The sequence below is a fragment of the Microcoleus sp. S36b_A4 genome (genome assembly GCF_036700645.1).
GTDB lineage: Bacteria > Cyanobacteriota > Cyanobacteriia > Cyanobacteriales > Microcoleaceae > Microcoleus.
In genome coordinates this window covers 1-22,539 of record NZ_JAUBPI010000083.1, presented here as the reverse complement: position 1 = coordinate 22,539, position 22,539 = coordinate 1, and the positions used below count along the sequence as shown (strand labels likewise).

The window sequence follows — 22,539 nt, the reverse complement described above, 5'->3', positions numbered from 1 at the left end:
TTGTTTTTATTACAAAACCCCTTAGCAAAGGAGTTTCAGCGGTGAACTTAATATCTGTAGAGGAACTCAAAGCGCTGGTACAACAATCTCCTGGATTGTGCGTATCAATTTATATGCCAGTCGCTCAAGGAACAGAAGTTCAACAAAATCCGATTCGGTTCAAAAATTTAATCAGAGAGGCTGAAGACAAAATAGTAGAGTGCGGATTTGACAAAAAAGAAGCTGCCCAATTGCTAGAGCCAGTCCGAGCAGAAATTGACCAGGAAAACTTTTGGGAAAATCAAAGCAACCTGCTGGCGATTTTTGTCGGTTCGGGATTTTTCCGCTACTATACCTGTCCGGTGAATTTTGATGAATTAGTGGTTGTAAGCGACAATTTTCACGTCAAACCGCTGATGCCTATGCTGACAGGAGATAATTTATTTTATGTTTTAGCTCTCAGTCAGAAGGAAGTGAGGCTGATTGAGTGTACGTCTTACAGTGCGAGGGAAGTTGAAGTTGAAAACTTGCCGAAAAGCCTTGAGGAGGCTCTGCAATATGACCCGACTGCTAAAGATGGTCAGTTTCGGATTGCTACTTCAAAAGGAGGCACTAATAATTCTTTTCAGCATCCGGGAAGTTTTCACGGTCAAGGAAGTCCTGATCAAGATGAGCGCCAGCACGAAATATTGCAGTATTTCCACATAATCGATGGGGCGCTGCACAAATATTTGCACAACAAAAAAGCTCCTTTAGTGTTAGCTGGAGTTGAGTATTTGCTCCCGCTTTACCGAGAAGCTAATACCTACCCGCATTTATTTGAAGAAGGAATTACAGGCAATCAGAAACTTCTCAAGCCGGAAGAGTTGCGGACCGAAGCTTTTCCGCTGGTGGAACCTTTGTTTTTGCAGGCTCAGTCAGAGGCGATCGCACAATACCACGATCTGACAGGAAGCGATAAAATTTCTGCTGATTTGAAAGAAGCTGTTTCGGCTGCTTATTTTGGACGGGTCGATCGACTATTTGTTGCTCTTGGCGTTCAGCAGTGGGGTAGTTTTAATCCCGATACGAACTCGGTGCAAATCCATCCCGATGCAGAATTGGGTGACGAAGATTTGTTGAATGTCGCAGCAATTCAAACTATTCTCAACGGCGGAACTGTTTACGCGGTGCCACCGGAAAAAGTTCCGGACGAGGCCCCTTTAGCTGCTATTTTCCGCTATTAATTTACCAGGTTTAAACCAATGGAATCTAGTTCAATGACAAATTCCGACAAACAAAACCAAAGTAGCAGCGGCGATACCGAACGCTGGGCATCTTTAATTGGTGGCGGGGCGCTGGTGCTTTTTGGCTTGTCGCAGCGTTCTTTGAGAGGTGCTTTGCTGGCGGTTGCGGGCGGCGGTTTAGCCGCTCGCGGGCTGGGGGTTGTGGAGGGTTTGCAGTCGGCTGCAGATCCGAATCAAAGCATTAAAGTTGAAAAGACGGTGACGATCGACAAACCGACTGAGGAATTGTACCGTTTATGGCGCAATTTTGAAAATTTGCCTCGGTTTATGAAGCATCTCAAACACGTTACGGTAATAGATCAAACACGTTCTCACTGGATTGCCAGCGCGCCGATGGGTAATAGTGTGGAATGGGATGCAGAGATTGTCCGCGAAGAAGAAAATCGCTTAATTGCTTGGGCGTCTGTGGAAGGATCTGATGTTGACAATTCTGGCTTTGTGCGCTTTCAACCGGCACCAGCGGGACGCGGTACAGAGGTAAAAGTTGTCATCGAATACAACCCTCCCGGCGGTGCAATTGGTGCTGGCGCTGCTAAACTATTTGGCGAAGCTCCCGAACAGCAAATAGCAAATGATTTACGTCGTTTTAAGCAGTTGATGGAAGCTGGCGAAATAGCGACTACGGAAGGTCAACCTTCGGGCCGCAAGTAATAAGTTAGATGGTGTCCCCCGATCTAAGCATCTTTGTTGTTTACGTGATTAGCTGATGTCATCTCAAGTGGTTTTCGGAAATGCGGGCGCTGAAGGTGCAAGTCGGGGCGGTTGGTTTGCGGGTCACTTTATGGCGCCAGAAGATGACCCGCGATCGACTTCTGTTTTAGAAGTAAAATGGGGCACTCACCCCGCCGGAGATTGTAGGACTGAGTGGGCGGTAAATGCGGCAGCCACGACGCTTTCTATCCTGGTAAAAGGGCGGTTTCGCCTGCAATTTCCAGAACAAGAAATCTTGCTGTCTCGCGAAGGAGATTATGCTCTCTGGCTGCCGGGAGTGCCTCATTATTGGTCTGCCGAGGAGGATTCGGTAATCGTGACTGTGCGCTGGCCTTCCCTGTCGGGAGATAGTTCTGGAGTTAAGAAGTAACTTTAACTTCGGGAACCAAAACGCGGCCGCTATAACCCGCGCGCTGGTAGCGATCGATCGCCTCGGATGCGATCGCACCCGCTTTCCCACTCTCAACCAAGGCTACGCAAGCACCGCCAAAACCTCCGCCCGTCAGCCTTGCGCCGAAGACTCCGGGGATTGACTGCAAGATTGCCGCCAGCGTGTCTACTGCCGGCACCGAAACTTCGTAGTCGTCGCGCTGACTGGCATGGGAAGCATTCATTAACTCGCCAAAACGTTTTGCTGGCAAAGATTTTACCGCTTCGAGTACGCGGTTGTTTTCAGTAACCACGTGCCGCGCTCGCTTTCTGAGAGGTTCCGGCAATACTTCCACTGCTTGGGGGTCGGCGATATCCCTGAGAGCTTTAACTCCCAATATTCGCGCGGATTCCTCGCACTCGGCGCGCCGCTTGTTGTAGCCACTTCCTGCTGCGAGTTCGTGGCTTTCGCCACTGTCAATTATTAAAATTTCTGTGTTTGTGGGAAAAGGTATCGGGCGACATTCGAGGCTGCGGGTGTCGATCAATAGCATGGTGTTGGTGTCTGCTAAACTCGACGCCATTTGATCCATGATACCGCAGTTCAAGCCGGCATACCGGATTTCGACTTGCTGTCCGATTTGAGCTAGGCGCACGTCGTCTAGGGGGAGGTTTAGCAGCGCGCGCAGTCCTCTGAGGGTGGCTATTTCTAAAGCGGCGCTGCTGGACAAACCGGCTCCGATCGGCACAGTTGAGGTAATGTAGAGATTTATTGGCGGTATTTTGTATCCTTCTTTTTCTACAAGTCTCAGGCAGCCACAGATATAACTGACGAATTTTTGCGGTATGGTATCGTCGTCTGAAAAATTTATGAGTTCGTCATATTCTGCTGAATAAACATGGTGTCGATCGTCGCTGCTGAAGCCGATTTGTACTGTGGTGCGCTGGGGAATTGCAGTTGGAAGTACAAATCCATCGTTGTAGTCTGTGTGTTCGCCCAGCAGGTTTACTCTGCCGGGGGCGCTGGCGGTGGTTTTGGGTAATGTACCAAATACTCGTTGGAATTTCATTTTTGGGGAAGTGGTAATTGGTTATGGGTTATTTGTTATTGGTTATTTGTTATTGGTTATTTGGAAAAATAGCTATCCGTGTCTCCGTGACTTAGGTGTTGTGCTGTTGGTAATTGGGAAGAAATAAATGTATTTTTTATCGTTTGTCCTTATTATAGTGCCCAACTTTTTTGCTTAATTCAACCCCTGTTAACAAAAATAAACATGACCGTAGGTTAGGAAAAGATATTAAGCTGTGATAGAATGACAGGCTAAGATTTCTCCAAAAATTCAAAAAATGCGATCGACCAGACCCCGGAAACAGTTTGCTCAACATTGGCTCAAAAGCGAGAAAGCCTTAGATAAGATTGTGAAAGCGGCTTCTTTGGATCGCGATCGCGTCCTGGAAATTGGGCCGGGCACGGGGATTTTGACTCGGCGTTTGCTGCCTGCGGCTGAGTCTGTTGTTGCTGTGGAGATCGATCGAGATTTGTGTCTCAAGCTAGCCAAACAACTCGGCAAAACCGACAATTTTTTACTGCTGCAAGGCGACTTCTTGGAAATGGACTTAGAGGCTGAATTAACGGCTTTTCCCAAATTCCACAATCCCAATAAAGTTGTTGCCAATATTCCCTATAATATCACCGGCCCGATTCTGCAAAAACTGCTGGGAACGATATCTGTTCCTGCTGCTAAACCCTTCGATGCGATCGTGCTGTTAGTGCAGAAAGAAGTGGCCCAAAGGCTTTACGCTAAACCGGGTTCGACAGCGTTTGGCGCGCTGTCAGTGCGTGTGCAGTATTTAGCAGAATGCGAGTTAATTTGCGATGTACCCTCTAAAGACTTTTTTCCGCCGCCAAAAGTCGATTCCGCTGTGGTGCGGCTGCTTCCCAGAGAGATAGAAACTGCGGCGGTTAATCCGCGCTATTTGGAGAATTTAGTTAAGTTAGGATTTGGTAGCAAGCGCAAGATGCTGCGAAATAATTTGAAAGGGGCTGTGGACTTAGATAAACTCGTTCACTTGCTAGAAGAGTTACAGATAAATCCTCAATCTCGCGCTGAAGATTTAAGCGTGGATCAATGGGTAAGTTTGAGTAATAATATGCTCTCAGATGTTTAAAATTCAAGATTTTGTTAGATACCCGACTTCTTAAATAAGTGGCGTATTTGCGAATTCTTTTTTGATCAGGACTTACGCATCGGGGCCCATAAACCGGGTTTTTTACCGAATATGCTGTGTACAACGAGTCTTTTTGTAAAAAAAATGGTTGCTCAACAATCGGGCGTAATTCCTATTTAAGAAAAATCACTCTTTGGTCTGACTACTAACAGTTGAGTTGAGGTTTTATGGGGATTCTTAAATGTTTATTGCAGGTTAATAGGAATTTTAATAATAAATTCTGCACCTTTCCCTGGTGCAGAAATACACTGCAATTCGCCTTGATGTCTTACTGTGATAATTTGATAGCCAATTGATAAACCTAATCCCGTGCCTTTACCTACTGGTTTAGTGGTAAAAAATGGATTAAATAACTGGTTCCTCACCGATTCTGTGATTTCTGGCCCGTTGTTGCTAATTCGGATTTCTACGACTTCACTTTCTAAAAGTTTAGTAGAAATTTTGATGATGCAGGGATTAGCTTCATTGGCTGCCATCGACTCGCTGTGGCTGTCGTCTTCTAAAGCATCAATAGCATTAGCGATGATATTCATAAATACTTGATTTAGCTGTCCGGGATAGCACTCTATTTTCGGTAATTTGCCATATTCTTTGATAACTTGAATATTCGCCAAACTGGGATTAGTGTTCAATCTGCTTTGCAAAATCATCAGTGTGCTGTCAATTCCTTCATGAATGTTGGCTAATTTCATTTCTGCTTCGTCATGGCGAGAAAAAATTCGCAGCGACTTGACAATACCAAAAATCCGCTCAGCGCCGTTTATCATAGAAATTAATATTTTTGGCAGGTCAGAGATGATAAAGTCTAAATCTATAGACTCGATTTTTTCTTGAACTATGGGTATGGGATTCGGATACTGCTCTTGATAGAGATTCACCAGTTCTAGCAAACTATTGGCATACTGGCGGGTGTGAGTAATATTGCCGTAAATAAAGTTAATCGGATTGTTGATTTCATGAGCAACCCCAGCGACCAATTGCCCTAAAGATGACATTTTTTCGCTGTGAATTAGGTTGGATTGAGCTTGCTTCAATTCAGACAAGGCTTGTTCGAGCTGTTGAGTTTGACATTTTAACTCTGCGGTGCGTTCCTCAACGCGAATTTCTAATTCTTCTTTAGCTTTTTTTAGGGCAGCTTCTGCTAATTGGCGCTCGACAATTTCCGATGCTAGGAGTCGGTTGGCAAATTCTAGATGTTGCGTTTGAGACTTTAACTCTGCGGTGCGTTCCTCAACGCGAATTTCTAATTCTTCTTTAGCTTTTTTTAGGGAGGCTTCTGCTAATTGGCGCTCGACAATTTCAGCTTCTAGGAGTCGGTTGGCGGATTCTAACTGTGCGGGACTGGGAAGTGCTAGGGCTTGAGGCATTAAGTCTACCAAAAGTATGGCTGTAGCTAATGAAATAAGGGCAGTAATTGCTTTCATTGTTCCTGAAAGCCAATAGTTAGGATGCCAAAGTGTCCAGAGTTCAAATATGTGAGTGATGCCACAGGCGACGATAAAGGCTCCAAACAGGGCAAAGATCCAATCAAAAGGCAAATCTTCGCGTTTGGAAATAAAATAAACCAATGTAATCGGAATGGAAAAATACGCGAGTGCAATGATAGAATCTGAGGCAATGTGAAGCCCGACTAACGGGGTATGCCAGAGATAGCAGTGGCCGTGAGGAATAAATGGCCCGGAAGTAAAAAAAGTTTTCCACATTTCCTGCATAATATTTCCTTTGAGTTGTGAGAAAATGGACTCGGACTGGTGTCAATTAATTTCAACCAGGGGTTTCTTTCACCTGCGGCTTAATCACCTATGCGTTCATATTCTCTGCTAGCTTCAGCAAAAATCAATCTGTATCTGGAAATCATAGGCGATCGCCCCGACGGATATCACGAACTGGCGATGGTACTTCAAAGCATAGATTTAGCCGATCGAATTGACTTGCGCGCGATCGGTACGGACACGATTCGCGTGCGCTGCGATCACCCGCAAGTCCCTCCTGATAAGAATAACCTGGCCTACCGGGCGGCGGATTTGTTGGCGAAGCAATTCCCCGATGCTTTGGCGAAATACGGCGGAGTCGAGATTGCGATTCACAAACAGATTCCTGTGGCGGCGGGGCTTGCCGGGGGTTCTGCAAATGCGGCCGCGGTTTTAGTGGGGATGGATTTGCTGTGGCAATTGGGACTTACTCAGTCGGAGTTGCAAGAGTTGGGAGGAACTTTGGGTTCGGATGTGCCTTTTTGCATTGGAGGAGGTACGGCTTTGGCAACTGGTCGCGGGGATAAACTGTCGCCATTGCCCGATTTGGCAGGCTTTTCTGTGGTGTTGGCGAAGTACCGCAATCTCAGTATTTCTACTGCATGGTCGTATCAAACTTATCGCCAGCAGTTCAGTAGTTCCTATTGTGCAGCGGAAGATTTGGCGTGCCGCCGGGAACGGCTGCATTCGGGCCCGATGGTGGCGGCGATCGCCCAAAAAGATCGATCAAAAATTGGTCAATTGCTGCATAACGATTTAGAAAAAGTTGCTTTGCCCGTGTACCCGCAGGTGTTGCAGTTGCGGGAGGCTTTTGAGTCGGCGGGGGTTTTGGGGACGATGATGTCGGGTTCCGGGCCGACGGTGTTTGCGCTGGCGGAGTCTCCAGAGCAGGCTCAGCAGGTTGTGGAACGGGTTAAAAGTGGGATCGCTTCTCCCGATTTGGATTTTTGGGTAGCACAGTTTAGCAATACTGGGATTCGGATTTTTTCGGAGGAAAATGATCTAAAAGCGCCGATTCCGAGGGTGTAACTCGAAGATGGTGCGATCGCGATCGCCCGTTAAACCTGTCTAACAGGCGAGGATCAAGGTTAATCTAACTTTTCGCAGAGTCTATTGAGATCGAGGAACTGATAATATGTGATTCAACACCGATTTTAGTTTTGGTGAATTAACCAGAAATCTAAAATCTAAAATCTAAAATCTAAAATCGCCATGACTGATTTAACTAATCCAAATTCTACTTCTAAACCTCTGAGTTCGGCTGGAGATGCAACCTCTGCATCTTCCACGCCGCCGACGATTTTGCGGTGCGTGATGGGTTCCCTGATCGCGGGCGGCTTTGCGGCGGCTTTGTACGCGCTAACTTTGTCGATCGTCCAAACTTTTGCAAATTCCCCGATTCATTCTGACAATGTGACTGCGATTAATATTGGCGCGGCTGTGCGAACTTTAGTTATGGGGATTGTGGCTTTGGGTGCGGGTGTTTTTGCTTTTGCATCTTTGGGTTTGATGCTGCTGGCTGTGCAACTTTTAATTCAAAAGTTGCTTAAAAAACCCACAGGTTGAAGTTTACAGGTTGAAACCATCTGGATACACAAATTCTCCTCCGCAAGGCAAAGACTGAATAGTAAGATCGAAGCAATGGAATTATTTACTATCGGACACTCCAATCTGAGTATTGAAGCGTTTGTTTTGCTGCTGCAACAACACAGAATTACGGCGGTTGCGGACGTGCGATCGCATCCTTTTAGCCGCTATTTACCTCATTTTAATAAATCCGAAATTAAAGCTTCTCTGTCAAGTGTTGGCATTCAATATGTTTTTTTAGGCAAAGAGTTGGGCGCGAGACCAGAGGATTTAAGCTGTTACGATACTAGCGGCAAAGCTTTATACGATCGCATAGCAGCAACTCCTCTATTTTCCGCAGGAATTCAGCGCCTGCTAAAAGGCGCCGCCAATTATAAAATCAGTTTAATGTGTGCGGAAAAAGACCCGATTACTTGTCATCGGACTATTTTAGTTTGCCACAAGTTGAAAGATTTTAACTTGCAGATTAATCATATTCTGTCCGATGGCAATTTAGAAGCACACCAGCATTTAGAAGAAAGACTTTTGAGCAAGTTTAACAAAGGAAAAAAAAATAATGAGCCAATTCAGCTAAGCTTGTTTGAATTAGAGCCTCAAGTTAAACAGGAAGTAGTTGATTTAGAAACCGCTTATTATCGTCACGGATTGGAAATCGCTTATGTCACAAAAGAAAGCAATTAATTTATTTACAATTGGTTTTACTCAAAAAAGTGCGGAGGAGTTTTTTGGGATTTTGATGAAAGCGGGAGTCCGCAGGGTAATCGATACACGGCTGAATAATGTATCACAGTTAGCAGGTTTTGCTAAGCGGAAAGATTTAGAATATTTTCTGCGAACCATTGGTAATATTGAGTATGTTCATGTGCTGGATTTAGCGCCGACTCAAGATATTTTGGATGATTATAAAAAGAAAAAGGGAGATTGGGATGTTTATGAAAAGAAGTTTTTGGAGTTGATGGGCGATAGACAAATTGAACACAAGGTTTCCTCGGATATTTTAGACTGCGGGTGTCTGCTTTGTAGCGAACCAAAACCTCATAATTGTCACCGCCGCTTAGTTGCTGAATATCTCAGCGATAAGTGGAAAAATGTCACAATTAATCATCTTTGATTTAGTGAAAATATTAGATAAGTGTGGGATGAATCTAAAATCTAAAATCTAAAATCTAAAATCGAATGACTCGGATAATTTGTCTCGCTAATTCCTGGAAACGCGGCGACAGGTGCATCGCCGGAATTAATGAACTTCAAGGTAAGTGGGTGCGTCCGGTTTCCGACTTACCAGATGGCCAAATTCCTAAAGAAATGCGGCAGATAAATAGACTTGAACCCGAGTTGTTAGATGTTCTAGAAATTCCTCTGGCAAAGACGGGGCCGGACTTTGGCTTTGAGTGTGAAAATCTTTCTGTTTTACCGGGAAAATGGCGGCAAGTAGGGAAAGTTCCGCCAGCATATTTGCTGAAATATTGCCAGAGTCAAGAATATATTTTGCACAACGATTTGCGATATGTTACGGTGGAATATATGCAGTCTTTGCCAAGGTGCGATCGCCTAACTTTGCAATTAGTCAAAGCAGTAAGATTTACGGTAAAAAAGTTAAGTCAAAGATTTGAAGGTGGTAATAAATGGGAAGGATCTATTGTCACGCATCATGATCAAAGATTGACTGCAACAATTACCGATCCGGTGTTTATTAGAAAGTTAGAATTGGGGTATCGACCGCAAAAAGCTTGTTTGGTAACAGTGAGTTTGAGTATGCCTTGGCGACCCGATAATTGGGAAGGAGATGACCCTTGTTGGAAGTTGATTGCGGGTGTGGTAGAGTTGCCGGAAGATGTTGTTGAGGATGAAATTTAGTTTTGATCAAAATGGGCGATCGATTATTTATTTCTTTTTATTTACCGCAAAAACTCTGTTCGTGGTATAATTCTGCGGGACTGTAGCAGGAAGGGGTGCTTTTTGATGAAAGCAGAATTTTATTTTGACTGTCAAAAATATATTTGCAGTTTAGTTCAAGTAGATTTTGTCAAAGAATTAAAAATAAAAAATCATCAAGGTTTTGTTTTGGCTGTTAAGCAAGGACAAAAGATTGGACTTTTGGGAAAAAGTCGCCATAATGCTAAACAAGTTGATGTATCTAAGCCGCATTTTTATAATGTAATTAAAGCGGCTATGAGCGCTTTGGAATTAGAAACTAAAAATGAGGTGATATTAGAGAGAAATCGAACTCTTGCTGATGCCGAAGAAATGATTCAGCAGCAAAACCGAGAAATTCGCGTTCTCAACGAACAGATTAGAATGCTTGGAACTAAGGTTGAGGAATTGTCAAGGGAAAAGCAGCAGTTATCCATGCAGCTAGTAGAGAAAGAAATCATAGAAACTGAAATTAGTCAAGAACTTGAGGATTTTCCTGCTTTCGACGAAGATTTAGTGGCGGCGGAAATTGAGCAGGAGCTTGAAGAAACTGAAATTAGTAAAAAAATCGAAGAATTGTCGGTTCAAACTTCTGGGTTGGACGTGCAGTTAATAGAAAATCTACCGGATCATAAGGGAATTGATGAAAAGGAACTAATGACCGAAAGCGATGTTAAAAGTGTCACTCTAGAAATTAGAGAAGAAGTAGAATTTCAAGGAGGCGAAACAGAAATTAAGCGGCTGCCTAAAAGAGGTTCCCAGAGAAGGATGAGAAAGAAATAATGAGGATATATATTTTCTAGAGTGTGAGGCGCTATTTATAGCGAAAATGTGCGCCATATACACGCTAAATATAGAGTTTATGCGTATCTATTGTACATCTTTTATTCCTCGCTCTGTGGCAAATTTTTTCTAATTATTGTCGGAAACCAACTGACGGCTGCTCTTTGTCCGATTGCCCTGCTTTGTTCAATAAATCCGGGTACTTCTGCGATCGCCGAAAATGGAAAAGCTAAACTTTGAGCAGCACTATAGTATTTTCCATCAGGGCGAACGCATCTAGATTTTATGTTAACAGAATATCGTATATTGGAGCAGAGTTATTGAGTATATAAAAAATATTTAATTAGAGCTTAGCATTATGAAACTCAAACCTAAAATCACCATTGCCTATCATTTTCCCGACTTAGAATATCCCCGAATTGAGCAAACGAAGCATCATCAATTAATTGATATTATCACCCTCTCAATTTGTGCCGTGATTTGTGGTGCTGATACATGGGTGGATATCGAAAGTTACGGGCGTGCTAAATACGAATGGTTAAAGACAATTTTAGAATTGCCGAATGGCATCCCTTCGCATGACACAATTGCGCGAGTATTTTCTCGCCTCAAACCTGAGCAATTTCAGAAATGTTTTTTGAGTTAGATTCAATCTATTAGCTGCTTCAATCCCAGAGAAGTAATCGCAATTGATGCCAAAACTCTTCGCCATTATTACTCACGGGGAGGAGACAAAAAAGCGATTCATCAAAAAAGCGATTCATATGGTCAGTGCTTGGGCGACCAGTCAAAGATTAGTTTTAGGACAAGTTAAGGTTGATAAAAAGTCTAATGAAATCACAGCTATTCCGGCTTTACTCAAAGTATTAGAATTGAAGGGAAGCATTGTCAGCATTGATGCTATGGGCTGTCAGAGGTCAATTGTGAAGTCAATTGTCGAACAAGGAGGAGATTACGTACTCACCTTAAAAAAGAACCAATCATCCCTGTATGCCAGAGTAGAAGAGTTGTTTAAACAAGCAATTCTACAAGGATTTTCGGGATTTACACATACAGCTCATGCGACGAAGAAAGAGAATAATCACGGTCGCTCAAAAATCAGACATTACAACCATGTTAAGTGACATCAAAGAGCGGATATATCCCGACAATCTATGGGAGAAGCTTCATAGTATAGTTCTGATAGAATCCGTGAGAATAGTGAAAGGAAAAACAACTATTGAAACTCGTTATTATATTAGTAGTTTACCAAATAATGCTCAAAAATTTGGTGAATCAGTCCGCAGCCATTGGGGAATTGAAAATTCTTTACATTGGGTATTAGATGTGGGTTTTTGTGAAGATGATTGTCGAATTAGAAAAGATAATGCTCCGCAAAACTTTGCTAGGATTAGACACATCTCGCTTAATCTTTTGAATCAAGAAAGAACCTCAAAAACCGGAGCCAGAAATAAGCGACTTCCAGCAGGGTGGGATGATGACTATTGGACTAAGATTCTCGCTGTTACAGTTACCTAAATTCTCACAAATAACTAATTAATAACAATTATACAACTTGTAAACAGTGGTTGTAATATTTTTATTGTCTCAAACTTAGCATTAAGTAAAAACCACCATTGATCAGTTCATATTTTATCTAAAGAGTCATTACAAAGCGTGTCGGTAGCTTCTAAGAATGGTGAATTTATCTCAAAATATACTCACCACTGATGAACAGTGTTCAATAAGATGCGTTCCCCCTGAGTCAACCGGAAGTTGAGGATGAGCCGGAAGCTAAATAAGCAGCCTGAATTTTAGTCTTGTTTGTAAGGTGCGTCAGGCTTGAAGCGAGTACGAAATAATTAGGTTTTACCTCTGACGCACCCTACGAAATGCGTAAGTCCTGTTTAAGCGTAAGGCACCGGATCTTTCAGCCCCAATTCCTCAAAAGCCACCAGCCGCAGGCGACAAGAATCGCAAACACCGCAGGCATTTTCCCCGCCTGCATAGCAAGACCAAGTTTGCTCCCAAGGTACTCCTAATTTGTTGCCTAATTGAATAATTTCTGTTTTTTTAAGTTCGATCAAAGGTGTTACAATATTAATAGGTTCTCCTTCTCTTCCCTGCTTTGTTCCTAACCGAAATACTTCCTGCATTGCTTGGATGTAATCGAGGCGGCAGTCTGGATAGCCGGAATAATCTAAAGCGTTGACGCCGATGTAAATGCGATCGGCTTCTAGAGTTTCTGCGTAGGCGAGGGCAAAGCTGAGAAAGATCGTATTTCTGGCAGGAACGTAGGTAATGGGGATGTTTAGAGACATTTCTGCAAGATTGCGCTCGATCGGCAATTCCATCTCATTATCCGTCAAAGCCGAACCGCCCCAAAGCGTTAGGTCAAAGTTTACCACCTGATGTGCCTTAACTGCGGCCGAAAGTGCGATCGCCTTTGCTGATTCCAACTCCCGCCGATGTCTTTGCTTGTAGTCAAAGGAAATAGCGTAACACTCGCAGCCGTCGGCTTTGGCTTGATACAAAACTGTTGAGGAATCCAGCCCTCCCGACAATAAAATAACTGCTTTCACTTAAAACATCCTCACTCGAATTAGCTTTTATATTTATATCAAAATAGTGGCGGATTGACAATATACCAAGGCTAAATGCTTTGTAAAACCTACATATTACACCATTGTCAAGAACGGGCATCTTGCCCGTTCCACAAAACTCAATTAACTGTTTCCCGGCTCTGCATACTAACGAGTAGAAAGAAAATTCATCTTTTGTGGAACAGGCATCTTGCCTGTTCTTGATATTCGTACAAAATGTCAGATTTCCGTTGCTAACAAGTCGTCTAGTTCGCGGTAATCGGGCAAAGTTGTCTCAATTTTAATGCCCTGCCGCAAAACTGTGCGATCGCCCTGCGCTCTAGATAACAATTCGCTGAAATTCCGCGCCTTAAACAAAATCAAATCAGCAGGTAAACCCACTGCAATTCGTCCTAAATTCGGCAATCCCATTAAATCTGCTGGAGTCTTTGTCACTGCACAGGGCCAGTCTCCATAAGGCCTATCTAAATGAGCGATACGGACTGCCATATTAAAAACTTCTAAAACATCGTGATCGCCAAATCCGTAAAACGGATCGCGACAATTGTCGCTAGCAACTGCAACGGGAATTCCTGCTGCTTTGAGTTCGTGCACTAGCGTCACTCCCCGCCAGCGCGGTGTATGCTCAGATTCTCGGTCTTGCAGGTAAAGGTTGCACATCGGCAAGCTGACAATGCCAATATTTGCTTCCTTGACTAATTCCATAGTTTCTGTTACTAAATCTGAGGGTTGTACGGCTAAACTACAGCAGTGCCCGCAGATAATTTGACCGGAAAATTTATGGCGGATGGCGGTTTTTGCGACTTCCCGCAGTGTTACTGAATCTGGATCGTCGTTTTCGTCGGTGTGGAAGTCGAGGTTTAAATTTCGTTCTTTGGCTAAGGCAAAAACTCGATCGAGTTGTTTGTCTAAGTCGGGATTCATATAGGCGACGCCGCCGAGAATCCCGCCGATTTGGGCTATGCGATCGGCTAATTTTTCGCCGGCGGGTGTCAGGTAATAGTCGAGGGAAACCAAGGAAACTGCTTGCAAGATCAGCCGATCGCCCCATTCGGCTTGCAGCGCTTCAAATACTCCCAAACTAACAGTTCCCTGTTCGCCCGCGCTGTCGATGTGAGTGCGGATAGCCTTGGTTCCGTGGGCGTAGCTGCACTTTAGTCCGAACTCCATTCGCCGGTAAACATCGTCTGCATTCCAGTTTTTTTGAGCGTCAGCGCCTACCGCTTCGATCGCGCTGGCAAAAGTTCCATCGCGATTGGGCGATCGTTCCCAAATGTGACCTTTGTCTATATGAGTGTGCATATCCACAAAACAAGGCCAAACTAAGCCGCCCTGCAAATCTATAACTGGGATATCTCCAGAGGAGGATACAGGTTTTGTACCTGCTGGAGTAATGTGGGTGATCGTCCCTGCTGCAATTTCCAAATCCACCAAACAAAAATTGTTCTCACTCCCCGTTGTCGCCACAGTAGAAGCTGAGGGCGCGATCGATTTCATCTCTAGAAGAGACGCGGGCACGCGAGCATTTTTGAGGAAATAATTAGATGTACTTGGCAACATTAATTTTGTGAGTTAGTATTTTCCTAAGAATTTAGCGCAACCGCAAAAACGCTACCGACAATCATTGTCTGTTGAGCGTCAGTTGTCTTATCGGTAACAAATGCTACCTTCTCAGTCTAACCATTTAGACATAAAATTGTACAACGCCGATCGATCGGGGGCCGAGCGCCAACAAGCCGAGCATCTACAAACACTGATTTGCAAATAAACCTAGTGTTCGATCTGCTTGCATGGGTGTACTCTACCAGCTCAGCTAATGGTAATAAATTGTGGTAGTTCCACTGCCCTTAGCAACTGTACAAATCATGAAACTGAAACTATGCAAAAATTTACAAATTGCCCAGTTTGCAGCTCCCAAAAAATCAGCTTCCTGTACACAGCGGGGACAGCCCGCCACCTAAAAGAGGCTCCTAAATGGTCAGTTTACGGATGCGAAGATTGTGGCTTAGTATTCGTAAATCCACGCCCGACATGGGATGAACTGAGCGATTATTACCCCGAAGGCTGGCAGTGCTACAATACTTACGTACCAGACGAAGAAGACGTAGTAAAAAAAGCCAAAAAACTCAATGAATACCGACACATTTCTATCCCTGTAGGCAAGCGGCTGTTAGACGTAGGATGCGGGGGAGGTTCCATTATCCAAGTCTTCAAAAAACTCGGAGTTGAGGTGGCAGGAATTGAGCCTAGCTCCTCAGCAGCAGCAGCAGCCAGGGAATGCGGTATCGATGTTTTCACTGGCACTGTAGAAGAATACGTTGCAGAAAAAGGTACTGACGAAAAGTTTGATGTCATACTCTGTTCACACGTTTTGGGAGCAACGCCTTTGCCTGCAGAAACACTCGACTGCATGAGACAATTGCTGGCTCCAAACGGTTACATTTGGGTGGCTGTACCGAACGCGGACAGCCAATACGCGCGGCAACTGGGCTGGCGCTGGCACAGCACCGATTATCCTTACAATCTGATCGGTTACACTCCAAAAACCTTGGCTCTAGCCGGCGAAAAGGCAGGTTTGGCAATTCAGCGAAATTACACCTACTCTTTACCGGATAGCCTTCGTTACTCTATCTGTTTGTGGCTGCGCTATCGGTGGTTTGTACCGCACAAAGTTACCCGATTCTTCCTTTCTGAAGAACGTGTTGAGCGCATGGCGAAGGAATTGGACTCGCGCGGGGAAGGTGAGGCAATTATAATGGAATTCTGTCACCCTCAAAGCCTGGATTAAGACGTTTTTACCAAAAGTATTTGATTTGAGATTTGAGATTTGAGATTGAGTGCACGTCGGCGGCTCAGAATCTCAAATCTTTTTTTTCGCGCATATCTTAAAACTTCAAAGTTGGCGTTTGGCAGTTGTGCTGGCTTTGGTGTTGGCTATACTGGGAAAGATTGAACTCTGGACTTATATCAAATCCGACGAAAACCTCCTATTATCGTGAAACCCAAGCCGAGAAAAGGTTGTGTGTGGGTAGCGCGATTGTTTCAACCCTGGAGGTGTGTACTGTTGGTATCATAAATCACTGCTTCAAATTGCAATTTCACTTTCAACTAACAGCAGCATCCATAGTAAGAGCCAAAAACAACTGTGTCAAAACCCAAGCATATAGTTTTAACATCCCATCCCGACAGATCCGGCACAAAACCTCATCCCATCCACTGGGGAGAAATCGATCCGCTGAAACGGGGGCCTGTGATTGGTAGCCTTACCAAATCGTCTCACCGGAATGCGATCGGCACTCATTCGGGTTCCTACTCAGTTTATCGCGCGCTAGCAGTTGCTTCTGGCGCACTCCAAGCAGATCACCGCCCCGATTTTACCAACACCTCTCCGGCCGCACACATCGGGCCACACGCGAGTTGGGGCGATCACAATTTGATTGTTTCTCTCGATCCCTTTGGGGGTTTGGTTAGCGAAGTTTATACTTCATTTCTCCAGCAGGGATATGATATTCGACCGACAATTGCTGTCACTAAAGCTCACATTAATATGCCGGAATTGCAAGATGCCATCGCTAAGGGGCGAGTGCAAATTGATGGCAAAATAGTCAAAGCAGGTGGCAATTTAGCAGTAACTAAAGTTGCGATCGACCCGGTTTGGTATTTGCCGGGAATTGCTCGGCGGATTGGGGTTCAAGAAAGCGTTCTCCGCCGTGTTCTGTTCGAGCAAACAGGCGGAATGTTCTCGGATTTAGTGACGCGGCCGGACTTACACGTTTTCTTGCCACCAATTGGCGGAACTACGGTTTATATTATTGGCGATGTCGCGAATATTTCTGACCCGGATAAGCAGTTGGCGGTACGTGTACATGATGAATGCAACGGTTCAGATGTTTTCAGTTCCGATATCTGCACTTGTCGCCCTTATTTGGTACACGGGATGGAAATTTGCATCCAAACGGCCCAATCAGGCGGTTCTGGGGTAATAGTTTACTTCCGCAAGGAAGGGAGAGCTTTGGGGGAAGTGACTAAGTTTTTGGTGTACAATGCCAGAAAACGGCAGGAAGGCGGCGATCGCGCTGATGCCTATTTTACACGCACTGAATGTGTGGCGGGAGTTCAAGATATGCGGTTTCAAGAACTAATGCCAGACGTGCTGCACTGGTTGGGGATCTCTCGAATAGACAGTTTAGTTTCGATGAGCGATATGAAATACAATGCGATTATCAATTCTGGCATTCAGGTGGTCGATCGCATCCCCATTCCTGAAGATTGGATTCCCGCAGACGCACAAGTCGAAATCGTCGCCAAAAAAGCCGCCGGCTACTACACGCCTGACCCTGTGCCAGATGCTACAATTCTTGCAGAAGCGATCGGACGCGATTTAGGAGATTAAGAGGGCAAAGACGCGACCGATGGGACGCGAACAATCGCGTCTTTGCTAAATGAAATTTATTGCTGGTTTTTGATCAGTCAGGGTAGGTTATGGCTAATTTGCGTTCTAGTGTGATCGTAAAAACAGATATTTGTGGATATACCGCCAGAGTCAAAAAATTATCTCAGTCGGACTTAAGTAGTTTGTTAAACGAGCATAAAACTTTTGTTTCAGATATTAGCGCCAGAAATGAAGGCAGCGTGATCAAAGGGGAAGGTGATTCATTTTGGATAATTTTTCCCAGCGTCACAGCAGCGGCAGTAGCAGCCATAGAAATGCAGCAAGAATTGAGAGCGCAACAATCTAGCAAGGCGAACGACGAACGATTGGCTATTCGCGTGTCGATTACATTAGGAGATGTCTTGCATCAAGATAAAGATATCTTTGGCGATACGGTGAATTTAACAGCGCGAATAGAATCTGTAACTCCGCCGGATGAAATATATTTGTCCCAAGCAGCATGGCTGGCGCTCAACAAAGCAGAAGTGCAAACGTCTTTTGTCAACGAGTTTTCTTTGAAAGGGATGAGCGAACCTGAAAAAGTATACAAAGTTGACCAAAGTTACAAAACGCGAATCATCAAGAATCAAGCAATCATTAAAGCAGATTTGAGAGGTTTTATAGCTTATCAAGAATCTAATTCTATCAAAGATGTGGAATATTTGCTCACCAACTTTGATACTTTTGAAAAAACAATTTGCGAAGAATACGGTGGCACAATTCGGAGTATTGTTGGGGATTCGCATTTGTTGACTTTCCCGGAAGCTCACTCAGCCTTAGCGGCAATGGAAAGTCTGTGCGAGAATTGGAAACTTTTTATTTACGCCAATCAAATACCTTGTGGCTTGTCGGTGGGAGTTGCTAAGGGAAATTTATATATATTTCGGTCTTGCACTTACGGAAAAGATATTCACATAGCCGACAGACTGGAAGATTTAAGTAAAATAGTAACTCCGGGTAGAGAAAGAAATTCGGTGATAGTTTCCGATCAAATAAAACGCGAAGTCAGCGGATCGAAGTGGGAATATAAGCTGATCAAAATCGATAAAAATGTGATTTTAGATAATCTTTTAGATTACACTCAGTTTGACTTTTTTCAAGAAAACGATGTTTATCGGTGTTTGGTTACATGAAGTTGCAAAATATTGAACTTGAGATTGTAGAATATCTGAGAACGCCGGCTGCTATTCGCCAAAAGTGCGATCGGCTTTTTGATTTAGCTCGCCAGGACAAACTCCGCTACTTCCGTGTCGATTTATCCCAACTCGACAAAGCAGCAAATTATGTAATTGACACAACGCGCCAACAGTATCCCGATTTTAACATTCCCTTTCACAGTCGCTGGCGACATTTTGAAGCTGGCAACTTGTCGCGACTCGCCGAATTGAATGCAGCTTTAGCAGAATTTGCACTCATAGAGCAAGCTAAGATCAAATTTGATTTAGCAATTATCAGCGTTTTGCTTGATGCCGGTGCTGGTGCAGATTGGCAGTATTGCGAACCTGAAACCGGACAGGTTTACCGCCGTTCTGAAGGGTTAGCAATAGCCAGCTTGCGGATGTTTTGTCAAGGTGTTTTTTCCAGCAATCCCGCTTTTCCTTGGCAAGCTGATTTTCGCGGACTTTCTCAATTAAAACTAGAAACCTTAGCTGCTGGATTTCAGGTAAGTCGAGACAATCCGCTAGTTGGTTTAACAGGCAGATTAGAATTATTGCAGCGTTTGGGAAATGCGATTTGCCAGCATCCATTATTATTTGGCAGCGAAAACCCGCGTCCCGGTAATTTGGCAAAATACTTGCTCGACAGTCGGGTTTATGAAACCAAAACTGTGAATGCTGCGGTTGTGTTGAGCGCTGTTTTGACAGGTTTTGGGGAAATTTGGCCGGGAAGATATGCAATTGGTGGAGTCAATTTAGGCGATGTTTGGCAGCATCCGGCTTTAACAGGAGAAAATCTGGGAGATGAATTCGTGCCGTTTCACAAACTCTCGCAGTGGTTGACTTATTCGCTGTTGGAACCCCTGCAAGAACTTGATTTAGAAGTCACGGGATTGGATGAGTTAACGGGATTGCCGGAGTACCGCAACGGCGGTTTGTGTTTGGATATCGGGCTGCTGCGGGCAAAAGATTCGGCTATTTTTGAACAGAGTTACTTGCCGGGTTCGGAAGTTATAGTAGAATGGCGATCGCTGACTGTGAATCTTTTAGATAAAATTGCCGCAGCTATTCGAGAAAAGCTGCATTTGAATAAGACAGAATTGCCGCTGGTGAAGATTTTGCAAGGAGGAACTTGGGCGGCGGGGCGGAAAATTGCGGGGGAATTGAGGGCTGGTGGAGTGCCGCCAATTCAGATTGAAAGTGACGGGACGGTGTTTTAGAGGGAAGAAGGAAGTTCGGCAACGGATTCTATAACGGATGTAACGGATGTCAGGAAGAAGAAAAAGGGAAGTTCGGCAACGGATTCTATAACGGATGTAACGGATGTAACTCACATCTTGCACCATTCTCAAGAACGGGCTCTCCGGCCCGTTCCACAAAGAGTAGATTTTCTTGTGGAACAGGCATCTTGCCTGTTGCTGACAATGGTGCAAGATATCAGATGTAACGGATGTCAGGAAGAAGGAAAAGGGAAGAGGGAAGAGGGAAAAAGCAAGAGGGAAGAAGCAAGAAGGAAGAGGGAAAATGATTCCCTCTTCCAACTTAAAATTCAAAATTCAAACCTGAAAACAATACCTCACACTACACTCCCAACAAGCTGCTTAGCGACAAGTGCGATATTTGACGTGATAAACTAAACCGCGATGGGCCAAATCGAAGGAGTCAACGGTGGCCATGCCGGCACCGCGGGCTGTCATCGAAGCATTTACTCTCATATTTACACTGTCGCCGCAGCGAGACCAAACATTAGCTACAGTGGCTAAGCTATCTCGAACATTGTAGTTAGTTTCGCCGCTGAGATTCCGATTAAAAACTGGGCCACGGGCGCCAGCGAAAAAGTATTCTGCCCGCAGGTTGCCTGTGGTTTTAGGAGCGACGTAGCCGCGATAATCAGCATCGTAGATAGAAATTTGGTAGCCTTGGGGTACTTTGATGGGAATGCTCAGATTGCAGCTTTTCCGGCTTTCTGTTGAGACATTTCCCAGGGCTGCAAACTTGTCAAATAGGATGGTGAGTTCTTGACCGTCGGGGCTGACGCTGACGCTGGCGGAGCGATCGGGGCAACCGCTACCGCCGTAGCTTGCACCTAAAATTTGAACGGCCGCCGGATTAGCCAAGGTGGGGCTGATAGAAGCAGTCATTAATGCCGTAGCTAGCAATAGTTTTACAAACTTCATGGATGTTCTCCTTAATAAGTTCAGTGGTGTGTTAGGAGCACCCTAAAAAAATAGAACTGAATTTAGGTAATCTGTTTTCAACTTGGATATTGCCGCCTTCATGTTGCAAGATGAAAAGCCAGTCAAGCCAAGCTTATAACCTCATGTGCAGTTCCTATTCAGGTTTTTTCGATTAGTGAATTAATCGAAAAAATAGGTTTTATGTTGATACTTCTTAAGATTCATATCTGTTGGTAAAAGTTCCGGAAGATTTCGGTGCGAAACTCCGGATCTGTGTTATTGGGTTGGGATGGAGTGCGAGACAGCGAAACCAGTGGGGAGGCTTTTGAACCCGGATCTGCGTTCTTAGGAAGAGTGCGGGAAAGAGAGGAAACGAGATAATGACATATTTGCGTATTTTCAAACCTCGCATACTTAGTGTCGCACTGGGCGGATGAAAGGCAATTGTCGGAGCGAATTTTATGCGCGCATTCGTGTTTTTAATAGGGGCTTGATATAAGTATTCCTGGAGGGAAGGGGGGCAGAGACCGGGTTTTTTTCGCGTCAAGAATGCCTCAATGGCTGATAAGTTAGAATTAAGCAAATTAATTATTCAAAAAAATGAGTGCTAAAGTTACTGTCATCGACCATCCTTTGATACAGCACAAGTTAACTCTCATGCGGCAAACTCAAACGAGCACGGCGAAATTTCGCCAACTGCTGAAAGAGATTGGAATGCTGCTAGCCTATGAAGTGACGAGAGATTTGCCGCTAAAATACGAACTAATAGAAACGCCGATCGCCAAAATGAATGCACCTGTGCTGGCTGCAGAAAAGAAAATTGTGATTATTTCGATTATGCGCGCTGGTCAGGGACTGTTAGATAGTATTTTAGAGCTGATTCCGTCTGCGAGGGTAGGACATATTGGTTTGTACCGCGATCCGACAACTCGGATGGTGATTGAATATTATTTCAAAGTTCCCCAGGATATCGAACAGCGAGATGTTTTAATTGTCGATCCGATGCTGGCTACTGGTAATTCAGCAGTGGCGGCAGTGGATAGGCTGAAAGAAGTTAATCCGAAGTCTATTAAATTTTTGTGCTTGCTGGCAGCGCCGGAGGGAGTGGGGCACTTTCACGAACAACACCCTGACGTGCAGATTTATACGGCTGCTGTTGACGAGTGTTTGGACGAGCACGGCTATATTGTACCCGGACTGGGAGATGCGGGCGATCGACTTTACGGCACTATGTGAATTCAATCAAATTATTTTCTGCTGTATATCCCAATACATTCATTTAAAAATAAGTTTACTAACATAATCATTGGTTTGATAGTGCCATACAATGTAAATTGTAAAATTTCAATGTCAGGAAAAGCCTATATATAACAATGGTTGTAGGGCTTTCTTACATTAAATTCGTAAATTGCATAATCTAGATGTATTTACTGCATTTGATGGTTAAATTCTATGCCTTTAGTGTAATTAATTGCCAGAATTAGTTATTAAAATAGATGTATGATGGTGCGATTCGTTTAGTCGAAAGGAGTAATAATACTCAGGGATGGCTAGTATGGCTTCCAAAGTCATAACAACTAAA

20 protein-coding genes and 1 pseudogene are annotated in these 22,539 nt (G+C 44.3%); 16 read left to right on the top strand and 5 right to left on the bottom strand.

Annotation, left to right across the window (positions count from 1 at the left end; genetic code table 11):
* Positions 1–41 precede the first annotated feature (41 nt).
* Genes QUA03_RS22245 through QUA03_RS22235 form a run of 3 tightly spaced genes read left to right on the top strand, consistent with a single transcriptional unit; the run spans position 42 to position 2,346 of the window.
* Positions 42–1,205 (top strand): baeRF3 domain-containing protein, encoded by a 1,164-nt coding sequence (locus QUA03_RS22245; RefSeq protein ID WP_333215026.1) that lies wholly within the window; start codon positions 42–44, stop codon positions 1,203–1,205.
* Between the two features lie 18 nt (positions 1,206–1,223).
* Entirely contained in the window at positions 1,224–1,916 is a 693-nt protein-coding gene (locus QUA03_RS22240; protein ID WP_333215024.1) for an SRPBCC family protein, read from the top strand.
* Between the two features lie 55 nt (positions 1,917–1,971).
* Entirely contained in the window at positions 1,972–2,346 is a 375-nt protein-coding gene (locus tag QUA03_RS22235) for a signal peptidase I (RefSeq protein ID WP_333215022.1), read from the top strand.
* On the opposite strand, the gene galK is transcribed toward QUA03_RS22235, so the two are convergent.
* The gene (gene galK / locus QUA03_RS22230; RefSeq protein WP_333215020.1) at positions 2,336–3,415 is read right to left on the bottom strand and encodes a galactokinase; all 1,080 of its coding nucleotides are present in this window, start codon (positions 3,413–3,415) and stop codon (positions 2,336–2,338) included. The genes QUA03_RS22235 and galK overlap by 11 nt on opposite strands.
* 277 nt (positions 3,416–3,692) lie before the next feature.
* On the opposite strand from galK, the gene rsmA reads away from it, so the two are divergent.
* Positions 3,693–4,514: a 16S rRNA (adenine(1518)-N(6)/adenine(1519)-N(6))-dimethyltransferase RsmA gene (gene rsmA / locus QUA03_RS22225; RefSeq protein ID WP_333215018.1), complete on the top strand. Its 822-nt coding sequence runs from the start codon at positions 3,693–3,695 to the stop codon at positions 4,512–4,514.
* A 245-nt stretch (positions 4,515–4,759) separates the two neighbouring features.
* On the opposite strand, the gene QUA03_RS22220 is transcribed toward rsmA, so the two are convergent.
* On the bottom strand, positions 4,760–6,286 hold the full coding sequence (locus QUA03_RS22220) for an ATP-binding protein (RefSeq protein WP_333215016.1): 1,527 nt from the start codon (positions 6,284–6,286) through the stop codon (positions 4,760–4,762).
* Between the two features lie 90 nt (positions 6,287–6,376).
* Between QUA03_RS22220 and ispE the strand changes: the two genes are divergently transcribed.
* From ispE to QUA03_RS22185, 7 genes and pseudogenes are all read left to right on the top strand, one after another.
* Positions 6,377–7,354 carry a 4-(cytidine 5'-diphospho)-2-C-methyl-D-erythritol kinase gene (gene ispE / locus QUA03_RS22215; protein WP_333215014.1) on the top strand — a complete coding sequence of 326 codons (978 nt, stop codon included), beginning with the start codon at positions 6,377–6,379 and terminating at the stop codon, positions 7,352–7,354.
* 183 nt (positions 7,355–7,537) lie between these two features.
* A complete protein-coding gene (locus QUA03_RS22210; protein WP_333215012.1) occupies positions 7,538–7,891 on the top strand; it encodes a DUF3082 domain-containing protein in 354 nt (117 codons plus the stop codon).
* Between the two features lie 75 nt (positions 7,892–7,966).
* Positions 7,967–8,593 (top strand): DUF488 domain-containing protein, encoded by a 627-nt coding sequence (locus QUA03_RS22205; protein ID WP_333215011.1) that lies wholly within the window; start codon positions 7,967–7,969, stop codon positions 8,591–8,593.
* Positions 8,571–9,023 carry a DUF488 domain-containing protein gene (locus tag QUA03_RS22200; RefSeq protein ID WP_333215009.1) on the top strand — a complete coding sequence of 151 codons (453 nt, stop codon included), beginning with the start codon at positions 8,571–8,573 and terminating at the stop codon, positions 9,021–9,023. Before QUA03_RS22205 ends, QUA03_RS22200 begins: the two co-directional genes overlap by 23 nt.
* A gap of 65 nt (positions 9,024–9,088) precedes the next feature.
* The gene (locus QUA03_RS22195) at positions 9,089–9,769 is read left to right on the top strand and encodes a dual OB domain-containing protein (protein ID WP_333215007.1); all 681 of its coding nucleotides are present in this window, start codon (positions 9,089–9,091) and stop codon (positions 9,767–9,769) included.
* A 105-nt stretch (positions 9,770–9,874) separates the two neighbouring features.
* Complete coding sequence (locus QUA03_RS22190) at positions 9,875–10,609, top strand: hypothetical protein (protein ID WP_333215005.1); 735 nt, start codon at positions 9,875–9,877, stop codon at positions 10,607–10,609.
* 358 nt (positions 10,610–10,967) lie between these two features.
* Positions 10,968–12,127: pseudogene (locus QUA03_RS22185) on the top strand (ISAs1 family transposase).
* Between the two features lie 368 nt (positions 12,128–12,495).
* Here QUA03_RS22185 and queC read toward each other — a convergent pair.
* Entirely contained in the window at positions 12,496–13,170 is a 675-nt protein-coding gene (gene queC, locus QUA03_RS22180) for a 7-cyano-7-deazaguanine synthase QueC (RefSeq protein ID WP_333215003.1), read from the bottom strand.
* A gap of 240 nt (positions 13,171–13,410) precedes the next feature.
* Complete coding sequence (locus QUA03_RS22175) at positions 13,411–14,751, bottom strand: cytosine deaminase (protein ID WP_333215001.1); 1,341 nt, start codon at positions 14,749–14,751, stop codon at positions 13,411–13,413.
* 319 nt (positions 14,752–15,070) lie between these two features.
* Between QUA03_RS22175 and QUA03_RS22170 the strand changes: the two genes are divergently transcribed.
* The 4 genes from QUA03_RS22170 (at position 15,071) to QUA03_RS22155 (ending at position 20,000) form a co-directional block, all read left to right on the top strand.
* On the top strand, positions 15,071–15,979 hold the full coding sequence (locus QUA03_RS22170) for a class I SAM-dependent methyltransferase (RefSeq protein ID WP_333214999.1): 909 nt from the start codon (positions 15,071–15,073) through the stop codon (positions 15,977–15,979).
* A gap of 357 nt (positions 15,980–16,336) precedes the next feature.
* Entirely contained in the window at positions 16,337–17,584 is a 1,248-nt protein-coding gene (locus QUA03_RS22165) for a GTP cyclohydrolase II (RefSeq protein WP_333214996.1), read from the top strand.
* Positions 17,585–17,673: 89 nt separating this feature from the next.
* Positions 17,674–18,756 carry an adenylate/guanylate cyclase domain-containing protein gene (locus QUA03_RS22160; protein ID WP_333214994.1) on the top strand — a complete coding sequence of 361 codons (1,083 nt, stop codon included), beginning with the start codon at positions 17,674–17,676 and terminating at the stop codon, positions 18,754–18,756.
* Entirely contained in the window at positions 18,753–20,000 is a 1,248-nt protein-coding gene (locus tag QUA03_RS22155; RefSeq protein WP_333214992.1) for a URC4/urg3 family protein, read from the top strand. Before QUA03_RS22160 ends, QUA03_RS22155 begins: the two co-directional genes overlap by 4 nt.
* 381 nt (positions 20,001–20,381) lie before the next feature.
* Here the strand turns inward: QUA03_RS22155 and QUA03_RS22150 are convergent, their stop codons facing one another.
* Positions 20,382–20,957 carry a DUF4360 domain-containing protein gene (locus tag QUA03_RS22150; protein WP_333214990.1) on the bottom strand — a complete coding sequence of 192 codons (576 nt, stop codon included), beginning with the start codon at positions 20,955–20,957 and terminating at the stop codon, positions 20,382–20,384.
* A gap of 600 nt (positions 20,958–21,557) precedes the next feature.
* Between QUA03_RS22150 and upp the strand changes: the two genes are divergently transcribed.
* Positions 21,558–22,193, top strand: a complete 636-nt coding sequence (gene upp, locus QUA03_RS22145) for a uracil phosphoribosyltransferase (protein WP_333214988.1) — start codon at positions 21,558–21,560, stop codon at positions 22,191–22,193.
* The last annotated feature ends 346 nt before the right edge of the window (positions 22,194–22,539 follow it).

Coding starts and splice junctions, on each gene's coding strand:
- QUA03_RS22240 (WP_333215024.1), top strand. CDS start 1,224: ATGGAATCTAGTTCAATGACAAATTCCGACAAACAAAACCAAAGTAGC.
- QUA03_RS22235 (WP_333215022.1), top strand. CDS start 1,972: ATGTCATCTCAAGTGGTTTTCGGAAATGCGGGCGCTGAAGGTGCAAGT.
- galK (WP_333215020.1), bottom strand. CDS start 3,415: ATGAAATTCCAACGAGTATTTGGTACATTACCCAAAACCACCGCCAGC.
- rsmA (WP_333215018.1), top strand. CDS start 3,693: ATGCGATCGACCAGACCCCGGAAACAGTTTGCTCAACATTGGCTCAAA.
- QUA03_RS22220 (WP_333215016.1), bottom strand. CDS start 6,286: ATGCAGGAAATGTGGAAAACTTTTTTTACTTCCGGGCCATTTATTCCT.
- ispE (WP_333215014.1), top strand. CDS start 6,377: ATGCGTTCATATTCTCTGCTAGCTTCAGCAAAAATCAATCTGTATCTG.
- QUA03_RS22210 (WP_333215012.1), top strand. CDS start 7,538: ATGACTGATTTAACTAATCCAAATTCTACTTCTAAACCTCTGAGTTCG.
- QUA03_RS22205 (WP_333215011.1), top strand. CDS start 7,967: ATGGAATTATTTACTATCGGACACTCCAATCTGAGTATTGAAGCGTTT.
- QUA03_RS22200 (WP_333215009.1), top strand. CDS start 8,571: ATGTCACAAAAGAAAGCAATTAATTTATTTACAATTGGTTTTACTCAA.
- QUA03_RS22195 (WP_333215007.1), top strand. CDS start 9,089: ATGACTCGGATAATTTGTCTCGCTAATTCCTGGAAACGCGGCGACAGG.
- QUA03_RS22190 (WP_333215005.1), top strand. CDS start 9,875: ATGAAAGCAGAATTTTATTTTGACTGTCAAAAATATATTTGCAGTTTA.
- QUA03_RS22175 (WP_333215001.1), bottom strand. CDS start 14,751: ATGTTGCCAAGTACATCTAATTATTTCCTCAAAAATGCTCGCGTGCCC.
- QUA03_RS22170 (WP_333214999.1), top strand. CDS start 15,071: ATGCAAAAATTTACAAATTGCCCAGTTTGCAGCTCCCAAAAAATCAGC.
- QUA03_RS22160 (WP_333214994.1), top strand. CDS start 17,674: ATGGCTAATTTGCGTTCTAGTGTGATCGTAAAAACAGATATTTGTGGA.
- QUA03_RS22155 (WP_333214992.1), top strand. CDS start 18,753: ATGAAGTTGCAAAATATTGAACTTGAGATTGTAGAATATCTGAGAACG.
- QUA03_RS22150 (WP_333214990.1), bottom strand. CDS start 20,957: ATGAAGTTTGTAAAACTATTGCTAGCTACGGCATTAATGACTGCTTCT.
- upp (WP_333214988.1), top strand. CDS start 21,558: ATGAGTGCTAAAGTTACTGTCATCGACCATCCTTTGATACAGCACAAG.